General features: G+C 67.8%; 19 protein-coding genes. 5 read left to right on the top strand and 14 right to left on the bottom strand.

Annotated features, from left to right (window positions below; all coding sequences use genetic code 11):
• Nucleotides 1–2: 2 nt before the first annotated feature.
• The 5 genes from KY501_RS37790 to KY501_RS37770 form a co-directional block, all read right to left on the bottom strand.
• Nucleotides 3–2,411: a tetratricopeptide repeat protein gene (locus KY501_RS37790; RefSeq protein ID WP_224368733.1), complete on the bottom strand. Its 2,409-nt coding sequence runs from the start codon at nt 2,409–2,411 to the stop codon at nt 3–5.
• An 11-nt stretch (nt 2,412–2,422) separates the two neighbouring features.
• Nucleotides 2,423–3,349: a dihydrolipoamide acetyltransferase gene (locus KY501_RS37785; RefSeq protein WP_224368732.1), complete on the bottom strand. Its 927-nt coding sequence runs from the start codon at nt 3,347–3,349 to the stop codon at nt 2,423–2,425.
• 95 nt (nt 3,350–3,444) lie between these two features.
• The gene (gene mglA / locus KY501_RS37780; protein WP_002613100.1) at nt 3,445–4,032 is read right to left on the bottom strand and encodes a gliding-motility regulator Ras-like GTPase MglA; all 588 of its coding nucleotides are present in this window, start codon (nt 4,030–4,032) and stop codon (nt 3,445–3,447) included.
• 11 nt (nt 4,033–4,043) lie between these two features.
• The gene (mglB, locus tag KY501_RS37775) at nt 4,044–4,523 is read right to left on the bottom strand and encodes a gliding-motility regulator GTPase-activating protein MglB (RefSeq protein ID WP_044198107.1); all 480 of its coding nucleotides are present in this window, start codon (nt 4,521–4,523) and stop codon (nt 4,044–4,046) included.
• 182 nt (nt 4,524–4,705) lie between these two features.
• Entirely contained in the window at nt 4,706–5,695 is a 990-nt protein-coding gene (locus KY501_RS37770; RefSeq protein ID WP_224368731.1) for a tetratricopeptide repeat protein, read from the bottom strand.
• A gap of 227 nt (nt 5,696–5,922) precedes the next feature.
• Between KY501_RS37770 and KY501_RS37765 the strand changes: the two genes are divergently transcribed.
• Genes KY501_RS37765 through KY501_RS37755 form a run of 3 tightly spaced genes read left to right on the top strand, consistent with a single transcriptional unit; the run spans nt 5,923 to nt 11,236 of the window.
• Nucleotides 5,923–7,452 carry an MSCRAMM family protein gene (locus KY501_RS37765; protein ID WP_224368730.1) on the top strand — a complete coding sequence of 510 codons (1,530 nt, stop codon included), beginning with the start codon at nt 5,923–5,925 and terminating at the stop codon, nt 7,450–7,452.
• Entirely contained in the window at nt 7,449–9,446 is a 1,998-nt protein-coding gene (locus KY501_RS37760) for a FecR family protein (RefSeq protein ID WP_224368729.1), read from the top strand. The genes KY501_RS37765 and KY501_RS37760 overlap by 4 nt, the downstream gene beginning before the upstream one ends.
• Nucleotides 9,443–11,236: a protein kinase domain-containing protein gene (locus KY501_RS37755; RefSeq protein WP_224368728.1), complete on the top strand. Its 1,794-nt coding sequence runs from the start codon at nt 9,443–9,445 to the stop codon at nt 11,234–11,236. Before KY501_RS37760 ends, KY501_RS37755 begins: the two co-directional genes overlap by 4 nt.
• A gap of 205 nt (nt 11,237–11,441) precedes the next feature.
• On the opposite strand, the gene KY501_RS37750 is transcribed toward KY501_RS37755, so the two are convergent.
• The 3 genes from KY501_RS37750 to KY501_RS37740 all read right to left on the bottom strand — a co-directional run bounded on the left by KY501_RS37750 (nt 11,442) and on the right by KY501_RS37740 (nt 15,366).
• A complete protein-coding gene (locus KY501_RS37750) occupies nt 11,442–12,518 on the bottom strand; it encodes a protein kinase domain-containing protein (protein WP_224368727.1) in 1,077 nt (358 codons plus the stop codon).
• A 161-nt stretch (nt 12,519–12,679) separates the two neighbouring features.
• A complete protein-coding gene (locus tag KY501_RS37745; RefSeq protein WP_224368726.1) occupies nt 12,680–14,464 on the bottom strand; it encodes a serine/threonine protein kinase in 1,785 nt (594 codons plus the stop codon).
• Nucleotides 14,461–15,366: a DUF2381 family protein gene (locus tag KY501_RS37740; RefSeq protein ID WP_309243032.1), complete on the bottom strand. Its 906-nt coding sequence runs from the start codon at nt 15,364–15,366 to the stop codon at nt 14,461–14,463. Before KY501_RS37740 ends, KY501_RS37745 begins: the two co-directional genes overlap by 4 nt.
• 141 nt (nt 15,367–15,507) lie before the next feature.
• On the opposite strand from KY501_RS37740, the gene sitA5 reads away from it, so the two are divergent.
• The gene (sitA5, locus tag KY501_RS37735) at nt 15,508–16,995 is read left to right on the top strand and encodes a SitA5 family polymorphic toxin (RefSeq protein ID WP_224368725.1); all 1,488 of its coding nucleotides are present in this window, start codon (nt 15,508–15,510) and stop codon (nt 16,993–16,995) included.
• 18 nt (nt 16,996–17,013) lie between these two features.
• Nucleotides 17,014–17,610: a pentapeptide repeat-containing protein gene (locus KY501_RS37730; protein WP_224368724.1), complete on the top strand. Its 597-nt coding sequence runs from the start codon at nt 17,014–17,016 to the stop codon at nt 17,608–17,610.
• A gap of 12 nt (nt 17,611–17,622) precedes the next feature.
• Here the strand turns inward: KY501_RS37730 and recR are convergent, their stop codons facing one another.
• From recR to KY501_RS37700, 6 genes are all read right to left on the bottom strand, one after another.
• Complete coding sequence (recR, locus tag KY501_RS37725) at nt 17,623–18,216, bottom strand: recombination mediator RecR (protein WP_224368723.1); 594 nt, start codon at nt 18,214–18,216, stop codon at nt 17,623–17,625.
• 6 nt (nt 18,217–18,222) lie between these two features.
• Nucleotides 18,223–18,540, bottom strand: a complete 318-nt coding sequence (locus KY501_RS37720) for a YbaB/EbfC family nucleoid-associated protein (RefSeq protein ID WP_224249748.1) — start codon at nt 18,538–18,540, stop codon at nt 18,223–18,225.
• A gap of 90 nt (nt 18,541–18,630) precedes the next feature.
• Nucleotides 18,631–19,284, bottom strand: a complete 654-nt coding sequence (locus tag KY501_RS37715; RefSeq protein ID WP_224368722.1) for a DNA polymerase III subunit gamma/tau — start codon at nt 19,282–19,284, stop codon at nt 18,631–18,633.
• Between the two features lie 319 nt (nt 19,285–19,603).
• Nucleotides 19,604–20,818, bottom strand: coding sequence for a DNA polymerase III subunit gamma/tau (gene dnaX, locus KY501_RS37710; RefSeq protein ID WP_224368721.1), 1,215 nt, complete (start codon nt 20,816–20,818; stop codon nt 19,604–19,606).
• A gap of 116 nt (nt 20,819–20,934) precedes the next feature.
• Nucleotides 20,935–22,239, bottom strand: a complete 1,305-nt coding sequence (locus KY501_RS37705) for a hypothetical protein (RefSeq protein ID WP_224368720.1) — start codon at nt 22,237–22,239, stop codon at nt 20,935–20,937.
• Nucleotides 22,236–23,684, bottom strand: a complete 1,449-nt coding sequence (locus KY501_RS37700; RefSeq protein ID WP_224368719.1) for a HEAT repeat domain-containing protein — start codon at nt 23,682–23,684, stop codon at nt 22,236–22,238. Before KY501_RS37700 ends, KY501_RS37705 begins: the two co-directional genes overlap by 4 nt.
• Nucleotides 23,685–23,689: the final 5 nt, after the last annotated feature.

The raw sequence follows: 23,689 nt of genomic DNA, 5'->3' as shown, positions 1-23,689 counted from the left end.
GCTTACTCGATGTCCTTGAGGACTTCCCGGAAGTCCTTCTCCAGCGTGCGAAGCTCCTCATCCTTCTGCCCGGACAGCTTCTGGATCTCCGACGTCTTGTCCTGCTTGCGGGTGAAGGCCACGTCCACGATGCCCACGTCTCCCTTGAGGACGAGGTCGTAGAACTGCTGCCGCACGCGGCGGAAGCTGTCGTAGGCGATGCGGCCCACGAGGTTGCGAGCGTCTCCGGAGGCGGCGATCACCTCCGACTCGTACTGTGCGAGCAGGGACTGCTCGGCCCGGACCTTGTCGCGGATGACGCGGCCTCGGCGCTCGAGCTGATCTCGCAGCGAGGCCTTGGCCGTCGTCACGCGCCCGCGCAGCCCATCCGTGCGCTCGCGCACCTCCTGGAGCCGAGCCAGCAGCTCGCCCACGTTCTCGGGCAGCCGCTCCGCGAACGAGGCGATCAGCGCGTGCTCCCGTCGCAGCACCTCGTAGAAGTCCTGGCGGATCCGCTCCTCGCCGGCCACGGCGGTGGCCACGGCGTTGCGCTCGTCCGCGAGTTTGGTGCGGGTCTGCGCCAGCTCCTCTTGCGTACGCACCACCGTGTCCGACTCCGTCTGGAGCTGGGCGAGGAACTGAATCTCCTCTTCGGGAGACGTCTTGCGCTCGGTGCGCGTGTCCTCCACCCACTTGCGGATGGCGGTGGCAATGGCGCTCAGGCTCTGCAGCTCGTAGCCCAGGCGGAAGGCCTCGCGGTCCAGCTCGTCCACGCGGGTCTGCATCCGCTTGCGCCGCTCCTCCAACTCGCGCTGCGTGGTGGGCAGCAAGGCGAAGCGTTGGGCCAGGGCCTCGCGCTCCTTGCGCACGGCCTCCAGTTGCTCGCGCTCCTCGGCGCTCAGGTGCTTCAGCGCGGCGGCGGACTCGATCGTGACGAGCACCTGCTCCACGCGGGTGAGCCCGCTCTCCACGGCGTCCGCGCGGGTGTAGCCCTCCTGAAGCTCGGGGAACGTCTCCAGCCCACGGTCTTCCAGCGCATGGATGATGCGGGTGGCCAGATCCCGGGCCTCGCCCACGCCCTTACGGCCGCTGTCGAGGTCTCCGATGAGCGCCACCGCGCTGGACACTTCTTCCTGGGTCCGGGCGTAGCGCAGGGCCACCGGGGGCAGCAGCGTGCTCAGGTCCAGCGTCCGGTCGTTGCGAGACAGCAGGTTGTCGAAATACGTCACCGGATCCTGGTTGCGGGTGAGCAGCTCATCCAACCTGTCCCGCACCGGCCCGTACGCGTCGATGACGCCCTGGTACGAGCTCGTGGCGTCCTCGTACTTCTTCAGCTTCAGCAGCAGCTGCCCCTGGAGCAGCAGCGCATCTGGTGCCAGCGGGGACTCCGGGTCCACGAGCAGCAGGATGTCGATGGCGTTCTTGGCCAGCTCGAAGTCGCCCTTCTTCACGTACGTCCAGGCGATCTCGTAGAGCGAGTCCGTGAAGGACTCACTGCCGCGGGCGATCTCCTGGTAGCGGTCGAGCGCTTCGTCCAGCTTGCCCGTCTCGTAGAGCAGCCGGCCCAGGGAGAGATTGGCGAGCTCGCGGATGCGATTCTCAGCCGGCTCGTTGGCGGGCAGGGCGGCCAGCTCGGTGAAGCGCTGGATCGCGTCCGGGTAGTCCCCCGCCTGCACGGACAGAACGCCCAGGTGGTAGGCGCTCTGCAGGCGGACCATGCGGATGTTGGAGTGCGTCAGCGGCTCGAACGCGGCGCGGGCGCGGGCGATGCGATCCTCCGGCTTCAGGTCCGTGCGCTTGAAGAGCCACTTGGCGTGCAGGTACGCCAGCTCTGGAGGCAGCTGTCCGCCGGACAGCTTGCGGGCCTGGGTGATGTAGTCGTCGATGCCGTCGAACTGGTTGAGCCGGCTGGCCACGGACAGGTAGCGCGTGAGCGCGTCCTTGTACCGCTCCGTCGGAGGCAGCGAGAGCAGCTCGCGCAGGTAGAGCTTCGCGCCGATGTAGTTCTGCTGTTGCAGGAGCGAGTCAGACAGATAGAAGAGCGCGTCCGGGTAGCGCGGGTGGCTGCGGAACCGGGGATCGCTCACCAGGTCGTAGAAGAGGACGGAGGCGGCGGTCCAGTCGCCCAGCAGGTATTGAATCTCGCCGTCGGAGAAGCGCCGCAGCTTGGCCTCTTCGTCACTCGGCTCGGAGCGCTGGGTGAACTGCGTCTCCACGAAGCGGATGTTCTCGTCGGCGTTCTGGAGCTGCTTGTCCACCTGCTCGAGCTGGCGGTTCACATCACCGCCGACCTTCAGGGGGCCGGGTTCGGACGCGGACGTGGAAGCGGGCTCGGAGGCAGGAGCGGGTGCGGGCGCATCGGCGGCACGCGCGGCGGGGCCCAGGGTGATCACCGCCGAGAAGGCCAGGGCACGGAGACGAGACGCGTTCACCAGAGCGGCTCCTACTTCGTCTCGGTGGGGGAGGAAGCGGAAGGCTCCTTCCCGTTCGCCGGCTTGGCCGGGCCCGTGTCGCGCGATACCTCGATGTCGTAGCGCACCGACGGGCGATCCTTCAGGTCCGTGGTCAGCCCGCCCTTCTCGAAGCCCACCACGCGCACGGTGGTGATCTTCGTGGCCTCCGCGTTGAAGGTGTAGCTGGACTGGACCTTGAACTTGTAGCCCTCGAGGTAGCTGAACACGCCGTAGCCGTTGCCGCGGTACACGAAGCGCACGGCGATCTGGTGCTGCCCGGGGACGATGCGGCCGTTGAAGATCTCGAACTCGTCGCGCTTGTCGAGGTCTCCGTCCTCGTTCACCTTGGTGAAGATGGGCGCGCCGTCCAGCGCGTACGCCACCGACTCCAGGACGAACGAGCTGCCCATCTCGTTCTTGTGGAAGAGGATCGCGCGAGCACCCGTGGACAAATCTCCGCCGAGCACCGTCTCCTGCAGCAGCAGCAGGCGCGCCTTGGAGCGGTAGATCTTCTCCTTCAGATCGACGACTTCCTCCTCCAGCGTCTTCACCCGCGTGTTGAAGGCCTCATCGGCTGTCTGCGGCGCGGGCCCGGGAGGCACCGGCGAAATGGCTCGGGTGCCGGGAGCAGCGGCAGGGGTTGCGGGAGCCGCCGTCGCCGGAATCGGAGTGACCGTGGTCACATTGGGAGCCGCCGGAGTCGCCGCGGACGGAGCTGCCGCGGGCGAAGTCGTCACCTCAGTGGAAGAGGCACCGGCGGGAGCAGGAGTCGGCGCGCTCTCGGCGGGAGCCGTGACAGGCGCGGACGCGGGGGCTGCGGCGGGTGGGCTCGTGGCGGCCCCCTCGGCCAGTGCTGGCAGTCCGAGCCCGGCGCCCAGCACCGCGAGGAGACAGAGAATGGAGCAAGCGGAACGCACGAGCGACCTCGAGTGGAGCCGACCCCACGGGACAGGTCATACCACCCTTCTCCCCCCACGTTGCAGGGGGGGAGGGCCGCCTGTCTGCCCGCTGATCAGCCGCCCTTGCGCAGCTCGGTCAGCACCAGCTTGGCCACGGCCTTGAGCGTGTCGAACACGCCTACTCCCGTGGGAGCAACCGCCTGGTACTCGGGGATGTTGCGCGGGTTGAGGGCCTTGCGGATCTCCTCGACCGTCACCGCGTTGGGCAGGTCCCGCTTGTTGTACTGCATGACGTACGGGATCTTGTTCAGATCGTAGCCCTGCTCGGCCAGGTTGATGCGCAGGTTCTCGAGCGACTCCATGTTCGCTTCCATGCGCTCGATCTGGCTGTCGGCCACGAACACCACGCCGTCCACGCCCTTGAGGATCAGCTTGCGGCTGGCGTCGTAGAAGACCTGGCCCGGCACCGTGTACAGGTGGAAGCGCGTCTTGAAGCCGCGGATCTCACCGAGCGACAGCGGCAGGAAGTCGAAGAAGAGCGTGCGGTCTGTCTCGGTGGAGAGCGAGATCAGCTTGCCCTTCGTGTCGGCCGCGGTCTTGTTGTAGATGTACTGAAGGTTGGTCGTCTTCCCGCAGAGGCCCGGTCCGTAATAGACGATCTTGCAGTTGATCTCGCGGGAGGAGTAGTTGATGAAGGACATGGCTTCCCGGGTTACTCGCTGAAGAGGTTGTCGATATCGTCGTCGGAGATTTCGGCGAACGGCGAGCCGATCCCGGGAGTGTCGGTCTTCTTCACCAGGCTCTCGAAGATCTTGGTCAGCTCATCGCTGGCCTTCTTGATGCGCAGGCGGACCAGACCGAGGCTGGTGCGGTTGTCAAAGATGACGACCAGCACCACCCGACTGCCGACGATGGTCATGTAGAGAGAGTCCTTCGCTCCCTCGTGGAATTGATTCGGGAACTCGTTCTCCCCGATCAGCTTGGCCAACCCGCCCATCGCCGCCACGTTGCCGGCCGTCAGCGAGGCCAGAGACGTGGTGTCGATGTTCTGGGTCTGCCCCGCCGAGGAGATGAGCTGCCCGTTCTTGTCGACGAGGAACACCACCTTCGCGTTCGCGTCCTTGGTGAGCCGGTCGCAAACCGCGTTGATCTTGGTGAACTCCTCTTCGTACATCACCAGTTGCGTGCCCATGGGCGTATCCGCTCCTCTACGCTCCTCAGCGTTCGCTTCTCCCCGCGCTCCGGCGGGCCCCCGGGTTTCCAGAGTGAATCCCGGAGGTTAGATGCGTCGCTCCCAACCGCGGGATGCTTAGCAGACGCCACCGGGTCCAGCAAGCTACGTGACCGTTCTCTCTCGGAGATCCTTGGTTGGGTTCAGGGGCTACGGACCGCTACATCGCTGATCGTACAACGAGGACCGTCCGGACGGATCGATGTCCGATCCTCCAGGAAGATCTGAGGGTTGTTCTCCGGCGCGCGGAAGGACAGGGCGTTCTGCTCGGGCTCCACTCCTACCTTGAGGGGCATGGGATCGAGGGAGCCGATGCGCACCCGGAAGTCTTGTCCAAAGAGATCCACTGTCGGTGCGATTCGGGCCTTGCGCCCCTGCTTGGAGGGGCCGGAGCAGGTGCCGGTGGCGTGGAAGGTGTAGGTGGCGCCGGCCTGGAGGTTGCGCGTGTGGAAGGTGCGCTGCCCGCCGCTCTTGAGGGTGCCGCGAGCGCTCCAGGCCTCCTTGCCCGAGCGGGAGGAGGTGAGTTCGGACTCAGGGGTGTGATGGGCTGCTACCTCCTGAGCCTGGGCGGCGCGGTGGGCGGCGTCCTGTTCCTCGCGGGCGAGGGACTCGCGGGCCTGGGCCTGGGACTGGAGGACGGCCTGGTGCCGGGCGAGCAGGGCGCGGGCCTGGGGGCCGTACTCGGGATCCTCGGTGAGAGGTTGGGCCAGCTTCACGACGAGGGCGCTCTCGGATTCCTCGTCGGCGAGCTGGGCGCGCAGGAAGCGGGCGCGGATGGCGTTCTGCGGCTGGGTCTGGAGGATGGCGTCCAGCAGGTGGGCGGCGGCGGTGCGCTCATCCACGGAGAGGAGGCTCTCGGCGTGGGCGGTGCGCACGCCATAGTCGTCGGGCGCGAGCGCAAGCGCCCGCTGGGTGAGGGCGAAGGAGAGGACGCGATCCTGCTTGCGGCATGTGGCGGCGCCTCGGGCGAGCAGCCGCGCGCCGTCGAGGTCCTTTTCGGCTCGCGCGGTGTCGCCGGGAGCGAAGAGCTGCTGGAGTCCCTCGCAGTCGTGGGCCTCGAGCAACTTCTCGCCCTGGGCCAGGCGGGTGTCCCCGCTTGCGGCGAGGAAGGGGAGCAGCAGGAGCAGACGCATGCTCCGTGTTTACGGGAGGGGCTTTGGCCCTGACAAGGGGTGCCGTGAGCTGAGCCGGGGCTTTCGGAGGACCTGGGGAGTCGTTCTCGCGGGCCCCTCCCTGCGGACCCCCTGGCGTTTCTTTCACTAGAGTTTTGGGGACCTTGCGAGCTTTCCCTATACTCCGCCGCGCCTTGGCCCGACCGTGCCGTACCCCTACCTTTCTCGTCCTTCTGGCGCTCACCCTGGTGGCGGTGCCACGTGGTGCCTTCGCACAGTCAGAGACGGGTGCCGAGGTGGGCGAGGGGATGGATCCGGTGACGGTGCGGCTGCGTTACGGGCTCGCGCTGCGAAAGGGCAAGCAGGTGGATCCCGGACCGGGGCTCACCTACTCCGGGTTCACACCGAATGATCTGGCAGTGTGGGCGGTGGCCTATGGCCTGGGTCCGGAGTGGCTCGGAGGCCAGCTCAGCGTGCAGCGGGAGGGGTTCGCGCTCTCCCGGGAGTCGGCTCGCGTCACCGAGGGCAGCCTGCTGCGGGTGGCGCTGGGGCTCGTGGCGCGGCGGCAACTGGGGCCGCTCTGGGGAGAGCTGAGCGCGGGCTATGGCTTCGCCCAGCTCCCGGTGTTCGCGGTGTCGAACCCTGCTTCGCCTGTGTTCCAACGTGGCGGGCGGCAGGCCGCGCTCCTGGGGGCTCGGTTGCGCTTCCCGCTCTTCCTGCGAGCGCAGGGCGAGGTTCGCGGAGAGTTCCCCCTGGCCCTGGCGGCCAAGGAAGCCGAGGGAAGAAGTGCGTCCTCCAGCGGTTTCGGTGCGGGCGTGGCGCTCCTCATCCCCGTGAAGCAGGTCGGCCGCTGGCAGGCCGCGGCGGTGCTCGACTACCAGTACGTGCACGATCGGCTGACGGCCGACAGCGGGGCGATCTCCAACCAGACGCTTCAGCGCGTGGGCATGGCGCTGGAGTTCTCCTGGCTCGATGCCCGAGCGCTCTCGACGCCCGTTGTGCCCGTCACGGAGCAGCCCGGGAGCCTGTTGCTCCAGGTGGTGGACGCGGAGACGAAGGCTCCGTTGGGCGGTGCCCAGGTGTCGCTCGTGGTGAAGGGCACCGCGGGAGCGCCTCGGCGCACCGACGTGACAGGGCAGGTGGTGGAGCCCCAGCTCGAAGCTGGAGACGTGATCGCGCGGGTTACGGCCGAGGGCTATGAGCCCGCCGAGGGCCGTGTCTCTGTCACCGCGGGGGTGCGCGCCACATTGGAGGTCCAGGCGCACAAGCAGGTGGCGACCGTGGGCGGCCTGAAGGTGATTGTCCTCGACAAGCGCACCAACAAGCCCCTGCCGGACGCGCAGGTGGTGGTGGGCAACAAGGAGTTCAAGACGAATGCGGACGGGCAGGTCCAGGCCGGCAACCTCGCTCCGGGCCCGGTCTCGGTGAAGATTTCCGCGCCGGAGTTCCAGTCCGTGGAGGAGGCCGCGCTGGTCGTCGCTGGCCAGGAGGCGGAGATGCCCGTGACGCTCGCTCCGTCCAAGCGCGTCGGCTACGCCACCATCTCCGGCAAGGTCCGCAGCACGCAGGGGAGGGCTCTGGTCGCCACCCTCCTCATCCCCACGGCCAAGGTGCGCACGCGCACGGATGCCCAGGGCGGTTTCTCGCTGAAGCTGAAGCCCGGCACCTACCGCATCATCATCTCCGCGGGCGGCCACCTCACGCAGACCAAGTACGTGACCGTGCGTGACGGAGAGCAGGCCATCTTCAACGTCGATCTCTTTCCGAGGAACCGGTGAGCACGCTCCGCATCAGCGTCGCCTCGCTCCTGCTGCTGGGCGCTCTGGGCTGCGGCGATGATCACACCCCCGTTGCTCCGCCTCCTCCCGGGCCTGGCACTCCCGCCGTGACGGCTCCGCAGGATGCGGGGGCCGCTGCACCCCTCGCGATGCTGAGGGCCCTCAAGGGGGAGGTCCTGCTGGATCGAGGCGGGAAGATGGTCCCTGCCGCCGAAGGGCCGCTCACGAAGAGGGACGTCGTCGAGACGGGCCCCGATGGCTTCGCCATCATCGCTTTCTCGGACGGCCGCACGGTGGAGGTGGGCCCTGGGGCTCGCTTCGATCTGGACGAGGACACGGTCGGCGTCGTGCTCAATGTGGAGCGCGGCATCCTCCTCAGCCGGGTGCCCGCGGCGCCGAAGGGCCAGCAAGGCCCGGCGGTCCAACTGCGCATCCTTACTCCCTACGGTCTCACGCGCGTGGGCGGCGGCCAGGAGGCCAGCGAGGTGCGCGTGAGCGTCGGCCCCACCGAGAGCCGCGTCGAGGTGAAGCTGGGCGCCATCGAGTTCGTGTCGAAGGATGGCAAGGAACTCGAGGCCGCCGCGGGCGAGTCGGTGGCCGTTTCCGCGGGCAAGGCGGAGCTGGTGCCGAGCTCCGCGAAGTTCCTGGAGCTGGCGACCATCCAGGTCACCGTGAGGGCGGACACGGGACGCGTGGAGGTGCGCTCCAAGGGCAGCCCGCAGTGGAAATCGGTGAACAAGGGAGGCCAGAAGCTGGCCGCGGGCGACGGAGTCCGTGCGCGCGGTGGGACGGCCTTCCTGTCACTCGAGGGCTCGGCCTCCACGCTGGCCCTGGCCTCTGGAGGCGAGCTGGTGATGGAGGGGGCGGGCCAGCAGGGCTTGAGGGATGAGGCCCGGTTGGATCTGCGCCAGGGAGAGCTCGCGCTGAAGCTCGCATCCGAGCGGGACAGCCGGGTGGTGATGCCCGGCCTCACGCTGGAGAGCGCCGGAGCGGCCGACCTCAACGTGCGCCGCACCTCGGATGGCTTCGATGTGGCGGCCCGCGCCGGAGACGTCACCCTGGTGCAGGGGGAGACCCGCAAGCCGCTGCGCGCGGGAGAACAGGCCCGTGTCTCGAAGGCGGGCGAGGCGAAGGTCCAGCCCGTGGCGCAGGCGCCGCTGACGTTGGATGCGGCGACGGAGGACGTGCAGGTGTACCACCAGGGCCTGCCCGAGCTGACGCTCTCCTGGAAGGGACAGGGAGACGCGCTCGTCGAGGTGGCCTCGGATCCTGGCTTCTCCAAGCCCCTGTTGCGAGGCACCGTCCACCAGCCCTCCCTCAACGTGGCAGCCCCCGATCGAGGCCGCTTGTTCTGGCGGGTGCGCAAGCCGGATGGCACCGAGGTGGCGAAGGGCAGCGCCACGTTCGCGCCCGAGCGGGCGCCGAAGAACCTGGCGCGCATCACCAACGAGGTGCCCGAGGGCCCGCAGAAGACGACGATCTTCTACCAGGACAAGCCTCCGGGGGTGATCTTCACCTACGCGTCCGAGCCTCAGGCCGCGAAGTACCGCATCTCGGTGTACCGCAATGGCGAGCTGGGCAAGCCGGTGGCCGAGCGGACCGTGGCGGAGACGCGCTCGCCGCTGGAGGCAGGCATCCTGCGCGAGGGCAGCTACGTCTGGTCCGTCACTCCGCTGTCCCGCAGCGGACAGCCCATGCGCGGCGGACGCATGAACAAGCTGGAGTTGGTGTACGACAACTCGGTGCCTGTGCTCGTGGTGAATGCTCCTCGGAATGGCCAGAGAGCAGGCAAGCGCGTACGCACGGTGGGAGTGGCCCCGGTGGGAACGAAGCTGTCCATCAACGGGCGGTCCGTGACGCTGGACGCCAAGCATCGCTTCGACACGTGGGCCGAGCCGGTAGGCGTTCCCCCCGTTCTCCTGTTTAAGATGCAGAATGAAGGCACCCCGGATGTGTACGTGGTGCGCACTCTCAAACGAGGTCCCGAGGAATGAGCAGCACCGAGCCCAAGTCCGGGAGCCAGGCCCCGAGCCCGTTGCTCCTGCAGCCCTATGGGCAGTACGTGCTGGTCAAGAAGCTCGCCGAAGGCGGCATGGCGGAGATCTTCCTCTCCAAGCTCCTGGGGGCTGACGGCTTCGAGCGCAACGTCGTCATCAAGCGCATGCTGTCGAACCTGTCGAGCCTGCCGGACTTCGTGGAGATGTTCCGGGACGAGGCGCGGCTGGCGGCGCGGCTGTCGCACCCGAACATCATCCAGATCCACGAGTTGGGGTTCGTCGACGGCTGCTACTACATCTGTATGGAGTACCTGGCTGGCGAGGACTTCTCCACCACGCTGCGCCAGGCGGGCAAGAAGCGGCAGTACACGCCCATGCCCATCACCCTGCGGGTGCTGGTGGACGCGGCACGCGGGCTCCACTTCGCCCACGACTTCACCAACGAGCAGGGCGAGCCGCTCCACATCGTCCACCGGGACATCTCTCCGTCGAACCTGTACGTGACGTACCAGGGCCAGGTGAAGGTGCTGGACTTCGGCATCGCCAAGGCCGCGTCGCGGCTGGTGCAGACGCGCACCGGCGTGGTGAAGGGCAAGTACATCTACATGGCCCCCGAGCAGGCCCAGGGGAAGGATGTCGATCGCCGCTCGGACGTGTTCTCGCTCGGGGTGAGCCTCTACGAGTCGCTCACCAACATTCGGCCCTTTGCCCGCGAGAATGATCTGGCCGTCCTCAACGCGCTGACGCAGGGCGACTTCGTGCCGCCGGCCCAGATGCGCCGCGACATTCCTCCGGAGCTGGATGCGGTGGTGCTCAAGGCCTTGTCCCTTGATTCCGCGGACCGCTACGCCACCGCGGCCGACTTCGCGGATGCGCTGGAGCACGGGCTCAAGGGCAAGGTCCCGCTGGCCACTCATAAGGAGCTGGCCGAGTACCTGCGCGCGCAGTTCGGAGACGAGCGCTTCTCGAGCAAGACCCGAGTCCCCACGATGGCGACCCTGCAGGGGATGATCGCCCAGCAGAACGGCCTTCCGCCGCCAGGGCCCGTGGTGTTCGCTTCCAGTGGAGTCTTCCCCACCGTCCAACCTGCCGCGCAGCGCTTGAGCGCTGTGGGGCTCCCCGCGGTGACGGCCGCAAAGCCGCTGCCGGCTGAGACGGCCGTTCAGGCATTGGTACAAGCACCGCAAGCACCGCGCCGCACGGGGTTGTGGGTCGGCGTGGCGGCGGGGGTGCTGCTGCTGGCCGGCGGAGGCTTCCTGGCTGTGCGAAGTTTGTCGAAGCCGGCAGAGGCCGTGGCGGTGGTCACGCCCACGCCTCCCGTGGCTGCGCCTCCGGTGGAGCCAACTCCGCCGGTTGCGGTCACCCCGACGCCCCCGGTTGTCACTCCTGATCCTCCGCCTACGACTCCTGAGACCGTAGCCCCGCCGCAGACCGAGGATTCCGAGACCAAGGATCCGGTCCCCACGAAGGATCCGTCCAAGACGTCGAAGCCGCGTTTGGTGACGCTGGGCATTGGTGACGTGGAGCGGGTGGTGGCGAAGGGCCGTGCCCGCATTGCGAGCTGCTTCGACCGGTACAAGGCGGACCTGCCCGCGGACACGGGCGTGGTGCGCGTGCAGTTGTCGATCGCCTCTTCGGGGAAGGTGAAGGCCACGACGCAGGGCCCGCTGGCTTCGAAGACGGTGGGCCAGTGCCTGGAGAGCCAGGCCGAGCGCCTGCGCTTCCCCGCCCACCGGGATCAGGAGGTAAACGTAGTGCTGCCATTTGACTACACCGTCAAGCGGTAGGTGCTGTCTGGCGAAGCAGCGCCATTGTGTAACCCTTTGATTTTCAAAGGCGTGCTATCCCCCTTCGACTTCTAACCAGTTAGAAGTCCCCCCTCCTTGGCGGTTTGTAAGCGCTGCCTACCGTGTGGAGATCTGGTCGGAAGAGTGGGTGTCAGTGGGATTCGGCGAGAGCAGGCCCGGGGCCAGCTCCTGCGAGGCGAGCGCCTCACCCGCCTCGGTCAGCGCCTTCTTGATCTCTGCGATGGCTGCCCGTCCGTCGTACGGGCCCACCGCCTCCAGCCGTGCTCGCAAGGTCGCTTCCAACTCCACAGCCGTCTGGCAGCGCTCCGAGGGCTCCCTGCACAGCAGCCGCGCCAGGATGGACTTTCAGTGCAGGGGACAGCGGTGCGGTTGCCTCCTCTACGTCCGCGCTCGTGAAGGTGGCCGCGCTCCAAAGCACCTGCTCCGCCACATCCGCGTGCCCCGCCTTCGCTGCCGCGCGCACGGCTTGCTCCACGCGCCGGTGCTGGCGCACGGGGAGCAGCGCCCTCATGTCGTCGAGCGTCTTGTCCGGTGCGTCGAACAGGTGCCTGCCGGTGGCGAACTCCAGAAGCACCAGGCCCACCGTGAACAAGTCCGAGCGTGCATCCATCTCCCAGTTGAGCAGCGCCTCCGGGGCGGTGAAGAACAGCGGCCCGCGAGGCCGGCGCAGGGTGGTGGCGTAACGGCCGGGGAGTTGCGAGAGCGCCCGGCCGAAGTCCGCCAGCTTCACCGCGCCGCGCCAGGTGAGCCGGACCGTGTCGGTGTCCAGGTTGCGGTGCACGATGCCCAAGGGGCGACCGTGCTCGTCCGTGCGGGTGTGCACGTGCGCCAACGCCGACGCCACCTCTGCCCCCACGTAGAGAATGAGCGCTTCGGAGAAGGGCTTGCCCCGCTCGAGCGCCAGCCCCACCAACTCATTGAGCGTGGGGCCGCGCACGTGCTCCAGCGCCGTGTAGAACGTGGCACCGACCTGCTGGTGGCCGAGGACGCGGATCAGGCAGCGGTGTTTCAAATAGGCCGCCAGCCGCGCTTCTTCCGCCAGGCGTGAATGGGCTCTGCGTGTGTCCGCACTGAGCTCTCCCGGAGGCAGCGCCACGCACTTGACGATGACATCCTCGAGGATGTTGTCAGCGGTGCGTTTGCGCCCGAGCAACAGCGACTCGCCCTGCGACCCGACGCCCAGGCTCTGGAGGTACTCGTAAGAGAAACCGCCCTGGGAGAAGAGGATGACGGGACCCGGGGGATTGCCTGCCGTGGCCATGGAGGAACTCCTTGCTCGCGGGCCTCCGTGGCCGCGCGGGATGGGAGCCATCCTACTGGCTACGACGGGTGGGATGTGAAGAACCTCCCGGGTTGGAGGTGGCGTGCTCGTGGCGGCTCGCGCCGTGTGCCAGAACCGTCAAGGGACTTTACACACGGCCATCACCAGGTTTTCCTCCAACGCTCCCAGATTGCACCAGTTGACCCATTACGCCCTTCAATCGCCCCCTCCTTGACGTGCCCATAGTTTTGAATAACCGCCGCAATGCAGACGGGGTACTTCTTGCCGTTGGGGAGTTGCGCCAGCGTGAATCGGGCGCGGGCTGTGCCCTCCTCTGGGTCCGTCAGCTTCAGTTCACCGAAGAGGAGCGAGCCTGCCGTCAACTTGCCGCTGCCTGGTCCTGTTACCACGCTGGTGAGCGGGCCGAACTTGACCCAGACATGCTCCCCCCCTTGGCCGCGATTCCACTGGACATCGACGGCCTCTCCCGGCCTGGTTTCCAGCTCCGCATACGCGTCGAGGACCTCCTGCGGGCAGGGTTCCGACGCAGGCCGCACCTGGGGCCCGGTGCACCCGGCCTGGAGCGCTGCGAGCGTGCCCACGATGCCCGCGCACTGGCACCAGGCACGCCACGCAGGCGAGCCACGGGGCGGCGCCTGCTGCAAGCACGACGAGAGAGTAGGGGCTGAGCGGGCTTTCACGGTGGGGCCTTTCTCCTGGGGGGAAGTGGGGGGGAGGGCGAGTGCGGGAGCAGGCTCAAGCGTGGGCGCGTCCGCGGGTGCCAGGCCCGAGGGCGTGGGCGTACCGGAGGAGGGCGCGGCGGGAGCACGTGGCAAGGTCTTCTCGGCCACGGACGGAGAGGCGGGCAGGGGCACGGGCTCAGGCGTGGCTCCGTGGAGGGCCAGGTACACTCCCGCCAGCACCACGCCCAGCCCCACTCCGGCTCCCAGCGCAAGCCTCCACCGTTCGCGAAGTCGCTCAAGGAGGGACCTGGCGGGGGCCTGGCGGGAAGAGGCGGGAGTCAGCGGCGGGGGTGGGTGCACGGGCCGCTTCACCCAGTCCTCGCCGGCCAGCGACGCGAACTCGGCCACCTGCCGGCGCGCCTTCTCCATGCTCTCGGGACGCTTGTTCGGGTCTCGCTCCAGCAGTTTGGCCGTGAAGAGGCTGAGGGCTACTGGCACTCGCTCATTCACTTCGTGCGCGTAGTCCGGGGGGTTGGACCCGCCCACCGGCAGGGGCTCGGGGCGGGTGCAGGGCCAGGGGTCCGTCAGCAAGTCATACAGGGTGACGCCCAGCGCATACAACTCGTCCGGCACCGTGTACTGGTAGCGCGCCGTCTTGTCATGGCGGTGCGCCAAATCGAAGCGTGTTGCCTCGGGCGAGGTGTAGCGCGGGGTGCCCGGTGGCAACCCTCGTTTCGTCAGCGGGGGCCCCACTGGGAAGTGCGCCGCCCCATAGTCCACCACCACCGGCTCGCCGTCCTTGCCCACCAGCAGGTTGTCCGGCTTCAAGTCGCGGTGGAGGATGCCCAGCGCGTGCATGTACGCCACCGCTCCCATCACCTTCTCTACAAGCACCACCACCTCATGAGGCGTGGGGCACACCGCCTCCTTCCACTGCGACAGGGTGTAGCCCTCCACGTAGTCCATCACCAGGTAGAGGAAGCCCTCCGTGGGGTGCGGCCAGCGACCGTGCGCCCAGACCCGAGCGATGTGGCGGTGGCGCAGGGCCAGCAGGCATGACAGCTCGCGCAGGGTGCGCTCGTCGGTGAGCCGCTCATCCCCGCTCTGCTCGCGGTGGCGCGCCACCTTCATGGCGAAGAAGTCGCCCCCCTTCTCCACCAGGTACGTGGTGCCGTAGGCGCCTCCGCCCAGCCGGCGCACCACCCGCCAGCTGTCCACCATTTCTCCCGCCGGCAGGTTGTCCGGGTCCAGGTGCGCTCTCATTGCCCACCGCCCGTCTTAGCAGGCGCCACCGGGAGCTGTACGCCCTCCAAGGTGAAGCCCCTGCCGCTCGCATCCCTCACCTCCAGCGTGAAGACTCTGCCTGCCTCTGGCGAGGGGAGCTCTGCATCCACGGCCACCTGCCCCTCTTCTCCTGGAGCAATTCGCCCCGGCTTCACAGCCACCGTGCGCACTGGCACCAGCGCCCCATTCGTCTCGCTGCGCAGCACCGCCTCGATGGGCGTCCAGGCCGGCAGGTCCGGGGGATTCCGCACCTGGAAATCCAGCAGGAGCCCGGTGGCGAGCAGGTAGACCGTACCTTTCGCGTGCAGGGTGTTCCTCGTCCGCCCCTCGATTGTCCTGGCCTGAACCGCGCCGCCCCCCAGCCGCTCCGCGAGCCCCCATACCTCCGCGCGTGGGAGCTCTGCCTGAGCGCGTGCTTCCGCTAGCGCGGCCTGACAGGCCTCCAGGGATTGGGGGCGCCGCACCACGTCGATGCGCCCATCCACCTCGGGCGGGCGCGAGACGAGTACGAGGACGGCCCACTCTGGGCGGGCCCCGTCCGCATACCGTACCCGGAGCACCCAGCGTTCCTTCTCGTTGGGGCTCACCACGGGAGCGATGACGAGGGAGCTTTCTCCCGTCGCCACGAGCTGGAGGCGCGTGGCGTCCAGTTGCAAGGAGTCACTATCGATGGGCGCGTCAAACAGAAGGAGCAGCGGGATGCGGGCGGCCACGTGCACTTCCGGTGGCGGCTCAGCAGGGTTGCCGGAGAGCGTAACGCTCCGTTCGCGCAAGGGCTGGGGTTGGGCCTCGGCAGCTGTCACCACCAGCAGAACAACGACCCAGGCCCTCGTGGCAGGTTGGAGCAAGGACGCGTGACCTCCTGGGTTCGACTCTACCACCCGCTGCGCGGCGATGTGCTGGGAGGTTGAGGAGGAAGGCGCGAACCGTGCGAGTGGAGGAGGAGAGGAGAACCTGATGCGTCATCGCTGAGAGGAGGAGGCTTGCGTAGCGTGAGAGGCAGCGCGAACAGGAGGTGAGCGATGGGGTTGAGGCAAGCCGGAGCGTTGCTGATGACGTACCTGACGGCGTGCGCGGGCACACCCCGGGCGCAGTACCGGGAGAGTGACGCGGCGGAGAGGGAGGTGGCGGCAGCGCGCTATGAGCTGCACGTGCTCACGGCGGGAAGTGGGCCCACCAAGCCGGTGGAGGTGGCCGGCGAGGACTTCCAGCGAGCGATGAGGGTGTTGGCGAGGGGGTACCGCTCTGGAGCGCAGCCGGCGCAGTCGGCGCACTGGCTGATGGAGGGAGCGCTGCAAGGCACCCTGCTGGCGGAGGTGGAGCGCGAGCGCGTGGTGCGGCTGATGCCGCTGGAGGACGACAGCCCGCTGGAGGCGGCCTCGGCACCCGAGGTGAGGCGCAAGTACCTGGGCCTGTGCCAGCGGGATTACGGCGGAGGTGACTGCATTGGGTTGCTGGCGGACGGGCCCACGCTCACGCGAGAGGATATGCGGACGCTGGGTCTGGCGCTGGCATTGAAAGGGGTGCTCAAGGAGACGGGGGTGGCGCTCAAGGGGATGGTGTCCCCGCAGGCGCTGGTCGCCATGTTGGTGTGGACGTGCTGCGTGTACCTGACGCTCTGGCTGCTACCCGAGCCGGTGAGCAAGGTGCTGGCCGCGAGCTTGACGGTGGCGCTGCTGGCGTGGCTGCCGGTGAGCACGCTGTGGAACCTGATGGAAGGGTGGGGCCGGCTGGTGCACGAGGTGGATCGGGCCACTTCCTTTGAGCAGGTGGAGGAGGCCAGCGCGAAGTTCCGCAAGCTGATGGGCGAGAACACGGCGCACGTGTTGGTGCTGGTGGTGACGGCAGCAATCACGGGAGGCGCGGCGAGGTTCAGTGCGCAGTTGCCGAAGCTGCCGGGCTTCGCTCTGGCGGAGGCCCGGGCAGGGTCTCAGGGCATGAGCCTGGCGACGGCAGGGGAGGTGGAGGCGGCCGCCATTGCCGAGGAGCAGACGGTCACGTTCATGGTGCGCCGCCCCGGGAGCCGCGCGTCTGCGGTGGCGCAAGAGGCTGCGGAGGGCCAGGCGGGAGCCACCCTCATCATCCGCCACCAAGGTGGCAACCGACAGGTCCTCATCAACAACCAGCGCTGGCACGTATCAGCGAACAGGTCCATCCGGGACATCCCAGCCAAAGACCCGGTGGGGGATTCGCTCCAGGCAGCGGCTCTGCGCGTCAGGGACGCCTGGAGCCGCAACAAACTGCCTGACCGCGAGTTGCGCGCGATCCAAGAGGCCATCAAACAGGGCGACTACATCAGAGCCCGCCTGATGGAGCGCATGTTTCGAGGGAAATGGGTGGAGAGACAACTCCGGCGTGACTTCAAGGAGTTGGAATGGAACCCAACAGGTGTGGATGCCGTTGACCCAACCACAGGGCTCAAATACGAGATTCTCACCGGAACGGACTGGAATATGGAACTGCATGGGCGAAGGATGGCAGAGGAGTTCTTCCGGATGATCACTTTCTAGAGCGCTGATCACAGGACCATGATCAAGTTCCACGACCGCGAAATAGCGAACGAGCAACTCGTCCTGGATAGCCGAACCGAGCTCTATTACCTGGGGCCTACGCTGACGCTGAGGAACTGCACCCTCATCGTGAAGGTTCCTGCGAAAGCATTGGTTTTGACCCGGGCGCGCTTGATCGACTGCACCATAGAGGTAGCGCGGGTACTTAAGAATTTCAGTTGGGATGACGCCCATTTGACAGGGTGTCGTTTCAAGGGGCGCTATCTCGGCAACGACTTCGGGAATTTGGAAGGTACAGCAGACGGAAGCATTGTGGATTGTGACTTCACCGCAGCGCAGTTGGATGAGACCCGTTTCCTGAGTTGCGATGCCCGGACGATGCGTTTCCCTGCGTGGCCGGGGATGACCATTCTGGACCCCGTGCGCAGAGCCGCCGAGCTGGTCGCTCTGCCTTGGCCGGGTGAGCTCCGCGAATTCTTCCAGTGGTATGGGGAGGAACGGCCTGCTTCAACCGCAGCCGTGACGTACTTCGTGCCGGACCTTGCCAAGCGCAACGGCACCACCCCGGAAGCCATCAAGGCCGTGCTCGAGAAAGCCGACGGCGTGTACTACTGACCAGGGCGGCTGTTACATCTCCCGGCGGGCGCTGAGCGCCTTGGCGAGCGTCGCCTGATCGGCGTACTCGAGATCGCCACCCATGGGCAGGCCCTGGGCAATGCGGCTCACGCGCAAGCCCAGCGGCTTGAGCAGGCGCGTGAGGTAGAGCGCCGTGGCCTCACCCTCCACATCCGGGTTCGTGGCGAGGATGATCTCCTCGATCTTCCCGTCATTGAGGCGCTCCAGCAGCTCCTTGATGCGCAGCTGATCGGGGCCCACGCCCTCCAGCGGAGACAGCACGCCGTGCAGGACGTGGTAGCGCCCGCGGAACTCGCGGGTGCGCTCCAGGGCCATCAGGTCCGCGAACGTCTCCACCACGCAGAGCACCTTCTCCTCGCGGCGGGTGTCGCGGCAGAAGCCGCACAGCTCCGAGTCCGTGAGCGAGTAGCAGCGGGTGCACAGGTGCACCTTCTCCTTCACCTCGCGGATGGCCTGGGACAGCTCGGCGGCATAGTCGCCGGGAGCCCGCAGGATGTGGAACGCGAGGCGCTGCGCGGTCTTCTCGCCGATGCCCGGGAGCTTCGCGAGCTGGGCCACCAGGCGGTTGAGAGGATCGGGAGTCATCCGGCTTTAAGTAATGCCAGGGATCTTGATGCCGCCGGAGATTTTCGCGAGCTCCTTCTGCATGTGCTGGCGGCTGCTCGCCAGGGCGGCGTTCACGGCGGCGGTGATGAGATCCTCGAGCATGCCGGTGTCGTTCGGATCGATGGCGGCCTTGTCGATCTTGATGCTGCGGATCTCCTGGATGCCGTTGGCGACCACGGTGACACGGCCCTCGCCGGACTTGGCCTCGACGGTCTCGTTGGCCAACTCCTGCTTGCGCTGCTCGATCTTCTCCGTGAGCTTGTTGGCCTGTCGGATGAAGTAGTTCAGGTCAATGCCGGGCATGAGGCTTCCTCTGCGATCTGGGAAGCGGGCGCTTGCCGGGCGCCCGCGATGGACGATGGAGGCGCAACCTATCGTCGCTCGCGGCCTTTGTCAGGCGCTCTCCTCAGGAGTTTCGACTGTTGGGCCGGCCGGTGGGCGCTCGGGCTCCAGGACCTGGATGTGCTCGATTTCACCCCCAAGGATCTTCAGGACGGCGCGGATGGAGGGGTGGGAGCGGACCTTGCCCTCGGTGCTCTGATGGTGGGCGGTGCGGGCTTGGGCCTCCACCTCCGCGATGCTGAGCGTGTTGGCGGCCTCGCCGGTGGCCTCTTCCACCACCAGGCGGGTGGGGCGGCCAAAGTGCTCCGTGAGCGCTTTCTCCACCAGGGCCTTGCCGGTGGCACCCATCACCTGCCCCTTGTGGAAGGCCGCCGCTGCAACGTAGGCGACGCCAACCTCTCCCGCCCGCAGCCAGAGCAGCCGGCCATGCGCGAGCGCGGCGCCGTGCCGGGCGCTGGCCGCCTTGACGCTGTCCACGGCGGCGCGCCACCGCTCGGCGGCGGCCTGGCCCGGGTTGTCCCGGCCATGGATGACGGGAGGAGATGCAGGGTCGGGCTCGGGCTCTGGTTCAGCGGCAGGGGCCGCGTCCGGTAGGCACTCACCGGAGGCACAGCCCTCGGCCGAACCCTCCTCGGGGAAGAGGCGCTCGTCCTCGGCGGCAGCGGCCATGGCCTCGGCGGGCTTGCGCACGTTGGTGACGCGCACCTGCGGGGCGGGCTCGGTGATGCGGGAGAGAGGCGTGGCACCAACGGGCGTGGATGGCTCCGGCCTGGGGGGTGCGCTCGGCGTTCGAGCTGCCTCTGCCGGGCGTGGTGAGGGAGGAGTCGCGGAAGGGCCGTGGCCGTTTCCGCTCTCGGGCGCGGGAGATGGGCTTCGAGCCGCCTCCCATGGGCGCGGTGTGGGGGCAACTACGGATGGACCTGGATCGTTGCCACCGCCGCTCGGAGGAGCAGCCGTGGGAGCGGGCGCGGCCGGACGGGCCTGGGGCGGAGCCGGTCGAGAGGCTTCGGAGGGAGCGGGGCGCTCAGACGCGAAAGTTCGCGGAACCGGAGCGACCTCCCGGCGCTCCGGACTGGGACTTCGCGGTTGCGTCTCCACCATTCAAGCCCTGTGCGAGCCGATCCACCTTGGCGAGCAGATCCGGGATGGTGCTGGCCGGAGAGAGCTGGATGGCCTTGAGCAGCGCCATCTCCAACGCGAGCCGGGGCTGCGCGGCGCGCGACACATCCCACACGCACCCGTGGACGATGTCGAACAGGCGCGCGAGCTGGGCGGAGTCCGCCTCGCCCGCGAGCGCGACGAGCGCCTTCTGCTCGGACTCGGCAAGCTCGGAGGGCGCCTCGCCCACGGCCTTGGTGACGAAGAGGTGGCGCAGTTGCAGCGCCAGTTCCTCCGCGAGCCGCTTGAGATCCAGGCCGCGGTTGAAGACCTCCTCCACGCGGGAGAGCACCTTCTTGGCGTCCTTGCGGACCAGGGCCTCGGCGAACTCCTGCACCATCGTGCGGTCGATGGCGCCCATGGCGTCGGCCACGGCCTCATCGGTGGGGTTGGGGCCGCACGAGGCGAGGATCTGATCCATGAGGCTGAGCGCGTCGCGCATGCCGCCCTCGGACTGGCGCACCACGAGCGACAGCGAGCGTTCGGAGATGCCGGCGCCCTCTGCGTCGGAGATCTGCTTGAGGCGCTGGAGCATGCGCGCGGCGGGGATGCGGCGGAAGTTGTGCCGCTGGCAGCGCGAGAGGATGGTGTCCGGGAGCTTGTGGGCCTCGGTGGTGGCGAAGATGAACTTCACGTGCCCGGGTGGTTCCTCGAGCGTCTTCAGGAGCGCGTTGAACGCGGCCCCCGAGAGCATGTGCACCTCGTCGATGATGTAGATCTTGTGCCGGTCTCGCTGCGGCAGGTACTTGGCGTTCTCGCGAATCTCGCGGACGTTCTCGACGCCGTTGTTGGAGGCACCGTCGATCTCGGACACGTCCACGGAGGTGCCGGCGGCGATCTCGGTGCAGGCCCGGCAGGTGCCGCACGGAGTGGCCGTGGGGCCCTGCTCACAGTTGAGCGCCTTGGCGAGCAGGCGTGCGGCCGTCGTCTTGCCTACGCCGCGAGGACCGCAGAACAGGTAGGCGTGCGCCACGCGGTTCATCTTGATGGCGTTCGCGATGGTCCGGACGATGTGCTCCTGTCCGGTCATGTCGTCGAAAGTCTGAGGGCGCCATTTGCGTGCGAGGACGAGGTAGCTCATGGGGGCGCCTATCTAAACACGCTGGCCTCGGGGATCCATGCGCATCTCCTCGACTGGGCGTGAAGTGCGGAAATGGGCGCAGTGAGTCAGGAGAAAACGGTCCTCTTCTCCACGTTTCACGGGGCTTGGGGCGCAGGGTCGCCCACCTGGACGGAGTACACGCGGTGCAGCCGCTTCCTCCACGCCCAGGGGGGATTCGTGAGTTGGAGCTCGAACTCCAGCTCGGCGGGGCCGCTGAACTCCGGAGTGACGCGGATGCGCTCCGCGAACGAGCCGAGGAGCCGGCTCAAGGGCTGGCCGTCCAGGTTCTTCGAGAAGAGGACCTGCTCCTTGCGCGGTCGGGGCTCTCCCTGCTGCGACGGGGCCTCCCTCAACCAGATCCACAGCTCACCGAGCCCCAGGTTGCCCGCGGGCACACGGCTCACGAGCGAGAGCAGGAGCTCATTGGGGACGCCCCTGCGGAGCTCCGTGGAGAACTGGCCCTTGAGGAACAGGCCCCACTTCAAGTCTCCGACGAGGACCTGGGGCGGAGCGGCGGGAGCCTTCTCGGGCCGGTAGGCGTCCTTCAAGAAGAGCAGCTCTCCGAGGAACCATGCGGGGTACTCCTCGCTGACGAAGCGCGAGGCGGGCCGCGGCCCCAGCGCGCAAGGGTTGTTGCCCCACTCGACGAAGAACTTCTGGGACTCCACATGGAGCAGCCCCTCGTGCAAGCAGCTCCCCTGGCGGTACGAGGCCTTGAAGCGGCCTTCGGGCAGGAAGGTGATGGAGTCCGGCTGCGTGTCGAGATCGAAGGGATTCACCTTGACCCACCGTGTGCTCACCAATTGCTCGTAGCCTCGGAGGATGCCCAGCGGGGACACGTGTGTGTCGCGCGGGCGAGCGGGCTCGGCGCCGTCCAGTGGTTGGCCGGATCTCCGATAGAGCCGGCCGGCCAGCGAGAGCTGCTCCTCGCCCTGCAACTCGAAGGGCATGAGGTTGCCCTCCTCGGTGGCGATGATGCCGGAGGAGTCGTTGGTGGCGCGGACGTCCCAGGACTTCGAGTGGGCGTCCGTGCGGCCAGTCTTCAAGGCATTTGGTTGCGCCGAGCGACCATAGGTTCCTTCCGGGAAGAAGACCCAGGGCCAGCAGTCGACGTCCGTCTTTCCCTCACGTTCGCATTCGACATCGAGCCAGGGCGCGCGGGTCAGCTTGCGGAAGAGCTCGCCCGAGAAGGGAACTGGAAGTGGTGCGGGAGTGGGCGGAGCATTCGCGGGAACTTCGCCGGGACCTGCGGGGCGGTCGGCATCCGCCCAGGACTGCATTCGTGAGTCCCCCGAGCACCCGCGGGAGCTCAGGGATGAGCCCAGGGCCACGGCGAGCACTCCGGCGAGGAGCAGCCCATAGAGGGCGTAGCGCCAGCGAGGGATGGGAGGAGGGCTCATGGGCTCCGCTTGAGCAGGGTCACCAGTTGCTTGCGACGCTGTGGGCCTCGGGTGGCCCAGTCTTCCGCGAGCGCCACGGCTCGCGGGCCCCCACGTGCCAGCGTCTGGACCACGTCCGGATTGAGGACTCCGTCCATGTCCCGGTGGGCCCGATCGAGGATGATCGGGACGATCTCCTCCGGAGCGTCGTGGATGGGAGTCTGGAGGCCGATCAGCGCCGCGTGGGTGACGGGCAGGTGCTCATCGTGTTCGGGCTCCAGCGCTCGGAGCAGCTCCACCGTTCCCGCGTGTCCCATCCGTCCCAGCAACCGGGCGAGCTTCAGGCGAGACTCCTCCGCAAGGGATGGGTCACTTCCCGTCCCGCGCTGCTCGTCGCTGGCCTCGTTGTAGGCGCGCAGGAGATTCCCCAGGAGGGAAGCGATCTCCGCGCTTGGCCGCTCCATCTGCTCGAGGTTTTTGATGAGGAGGTCGCGCATCCACGCGGTGCGCGGCGAGCTCATGGCCTCGAGCAGGCGCTTGCCGTCCTCCGGATCTCCCCATCGGGCCAGGAACTTGAGTGCATCGATCTGGGCCTTCACGGAGCTGGAGCTGGAGAGGATGGTCCGCACGAGGGGAAGCTTGTCATGCGCCAGGGAGGGATCGAGCTCTCCGAGCTGGGAGAATGCCTTCAGCCGGAGGGCGACGTCGGGAGTCTGGGCGAGCTTCTGGAGCGCCGCCAGCACTTCGTCGGGGCGTTGCTTCCTTCGGGTGAGGATCTCCGCGGCCGTCAGCCGGAGAGAGACATCCGGGTGTTTGAGCGCTTGCAGGAGCAGGGCAGTGGTTTCGGGGAAGTCAGGAGGGAGCGCGTCGATCGCGCGCACGGCTTCTCGTCGCAGGCTGACGTCCTCGCCCTCGAGCATCGTGCGGAGCTTCATCGCCAGGGCTTGTTGGATGGCTGGCTTCTGGCTGGGCGCCAGCCGGACCAACTGCGCCAAAGCGATGGAGCGGGATTCTCCCTCCAGGAGGCGGAAGAGGCGGGGAATGGCATCGGCGGGGAGCGGCTCCAGGGACGCGAGGCTCTCGATGGCGCTCTCGCGAACCAGGAGGTCGGTGGACGCGAGCATGGAGAGGATCAGCTGCCGGGAGTCCGCATCGCCGATCCGAGCGAAGACCCGGAGCAGGTTCGAGCGGAGCCTCGAGTTGTCTTGTGTCCAGTATGACTTCAGGGCCGGAACGACGGCGGGCCCGAGGTGAGCGAGATCCTCGATGGCCTGCGCACGGTGCTCGCGGTCCTTGCCCAGCAACTGCACCAGCTTTTCAACCTCTTCGAGCGCTACCGGGGAGGGTTGGGTGCTGGCTTCGGCGGGCTCCGAGCCGGCGGAGGCCGTCTCTGGGAGTGGGATGATGGCCAGCGCGGTGAGTCCCAACAGGGCCGCGAGTGGGCGCGGCGTGTGTCGCCTCGTCATGGGCC

It is taken from the genome of Hyalangium versicolor (genome assembly GCF_020103695.1).
Lineage (GTDB): Bacteria > Myxococcota > Myxococcia > Myxococcales > Myxococcaceae > Hyalangium > Hyalangium versicolor.
The sequence above is the reverse complement of the archived record's forward strand: the minus strand, read 5'-3'. Positions and strand labels throughout refer to the sequence as shown.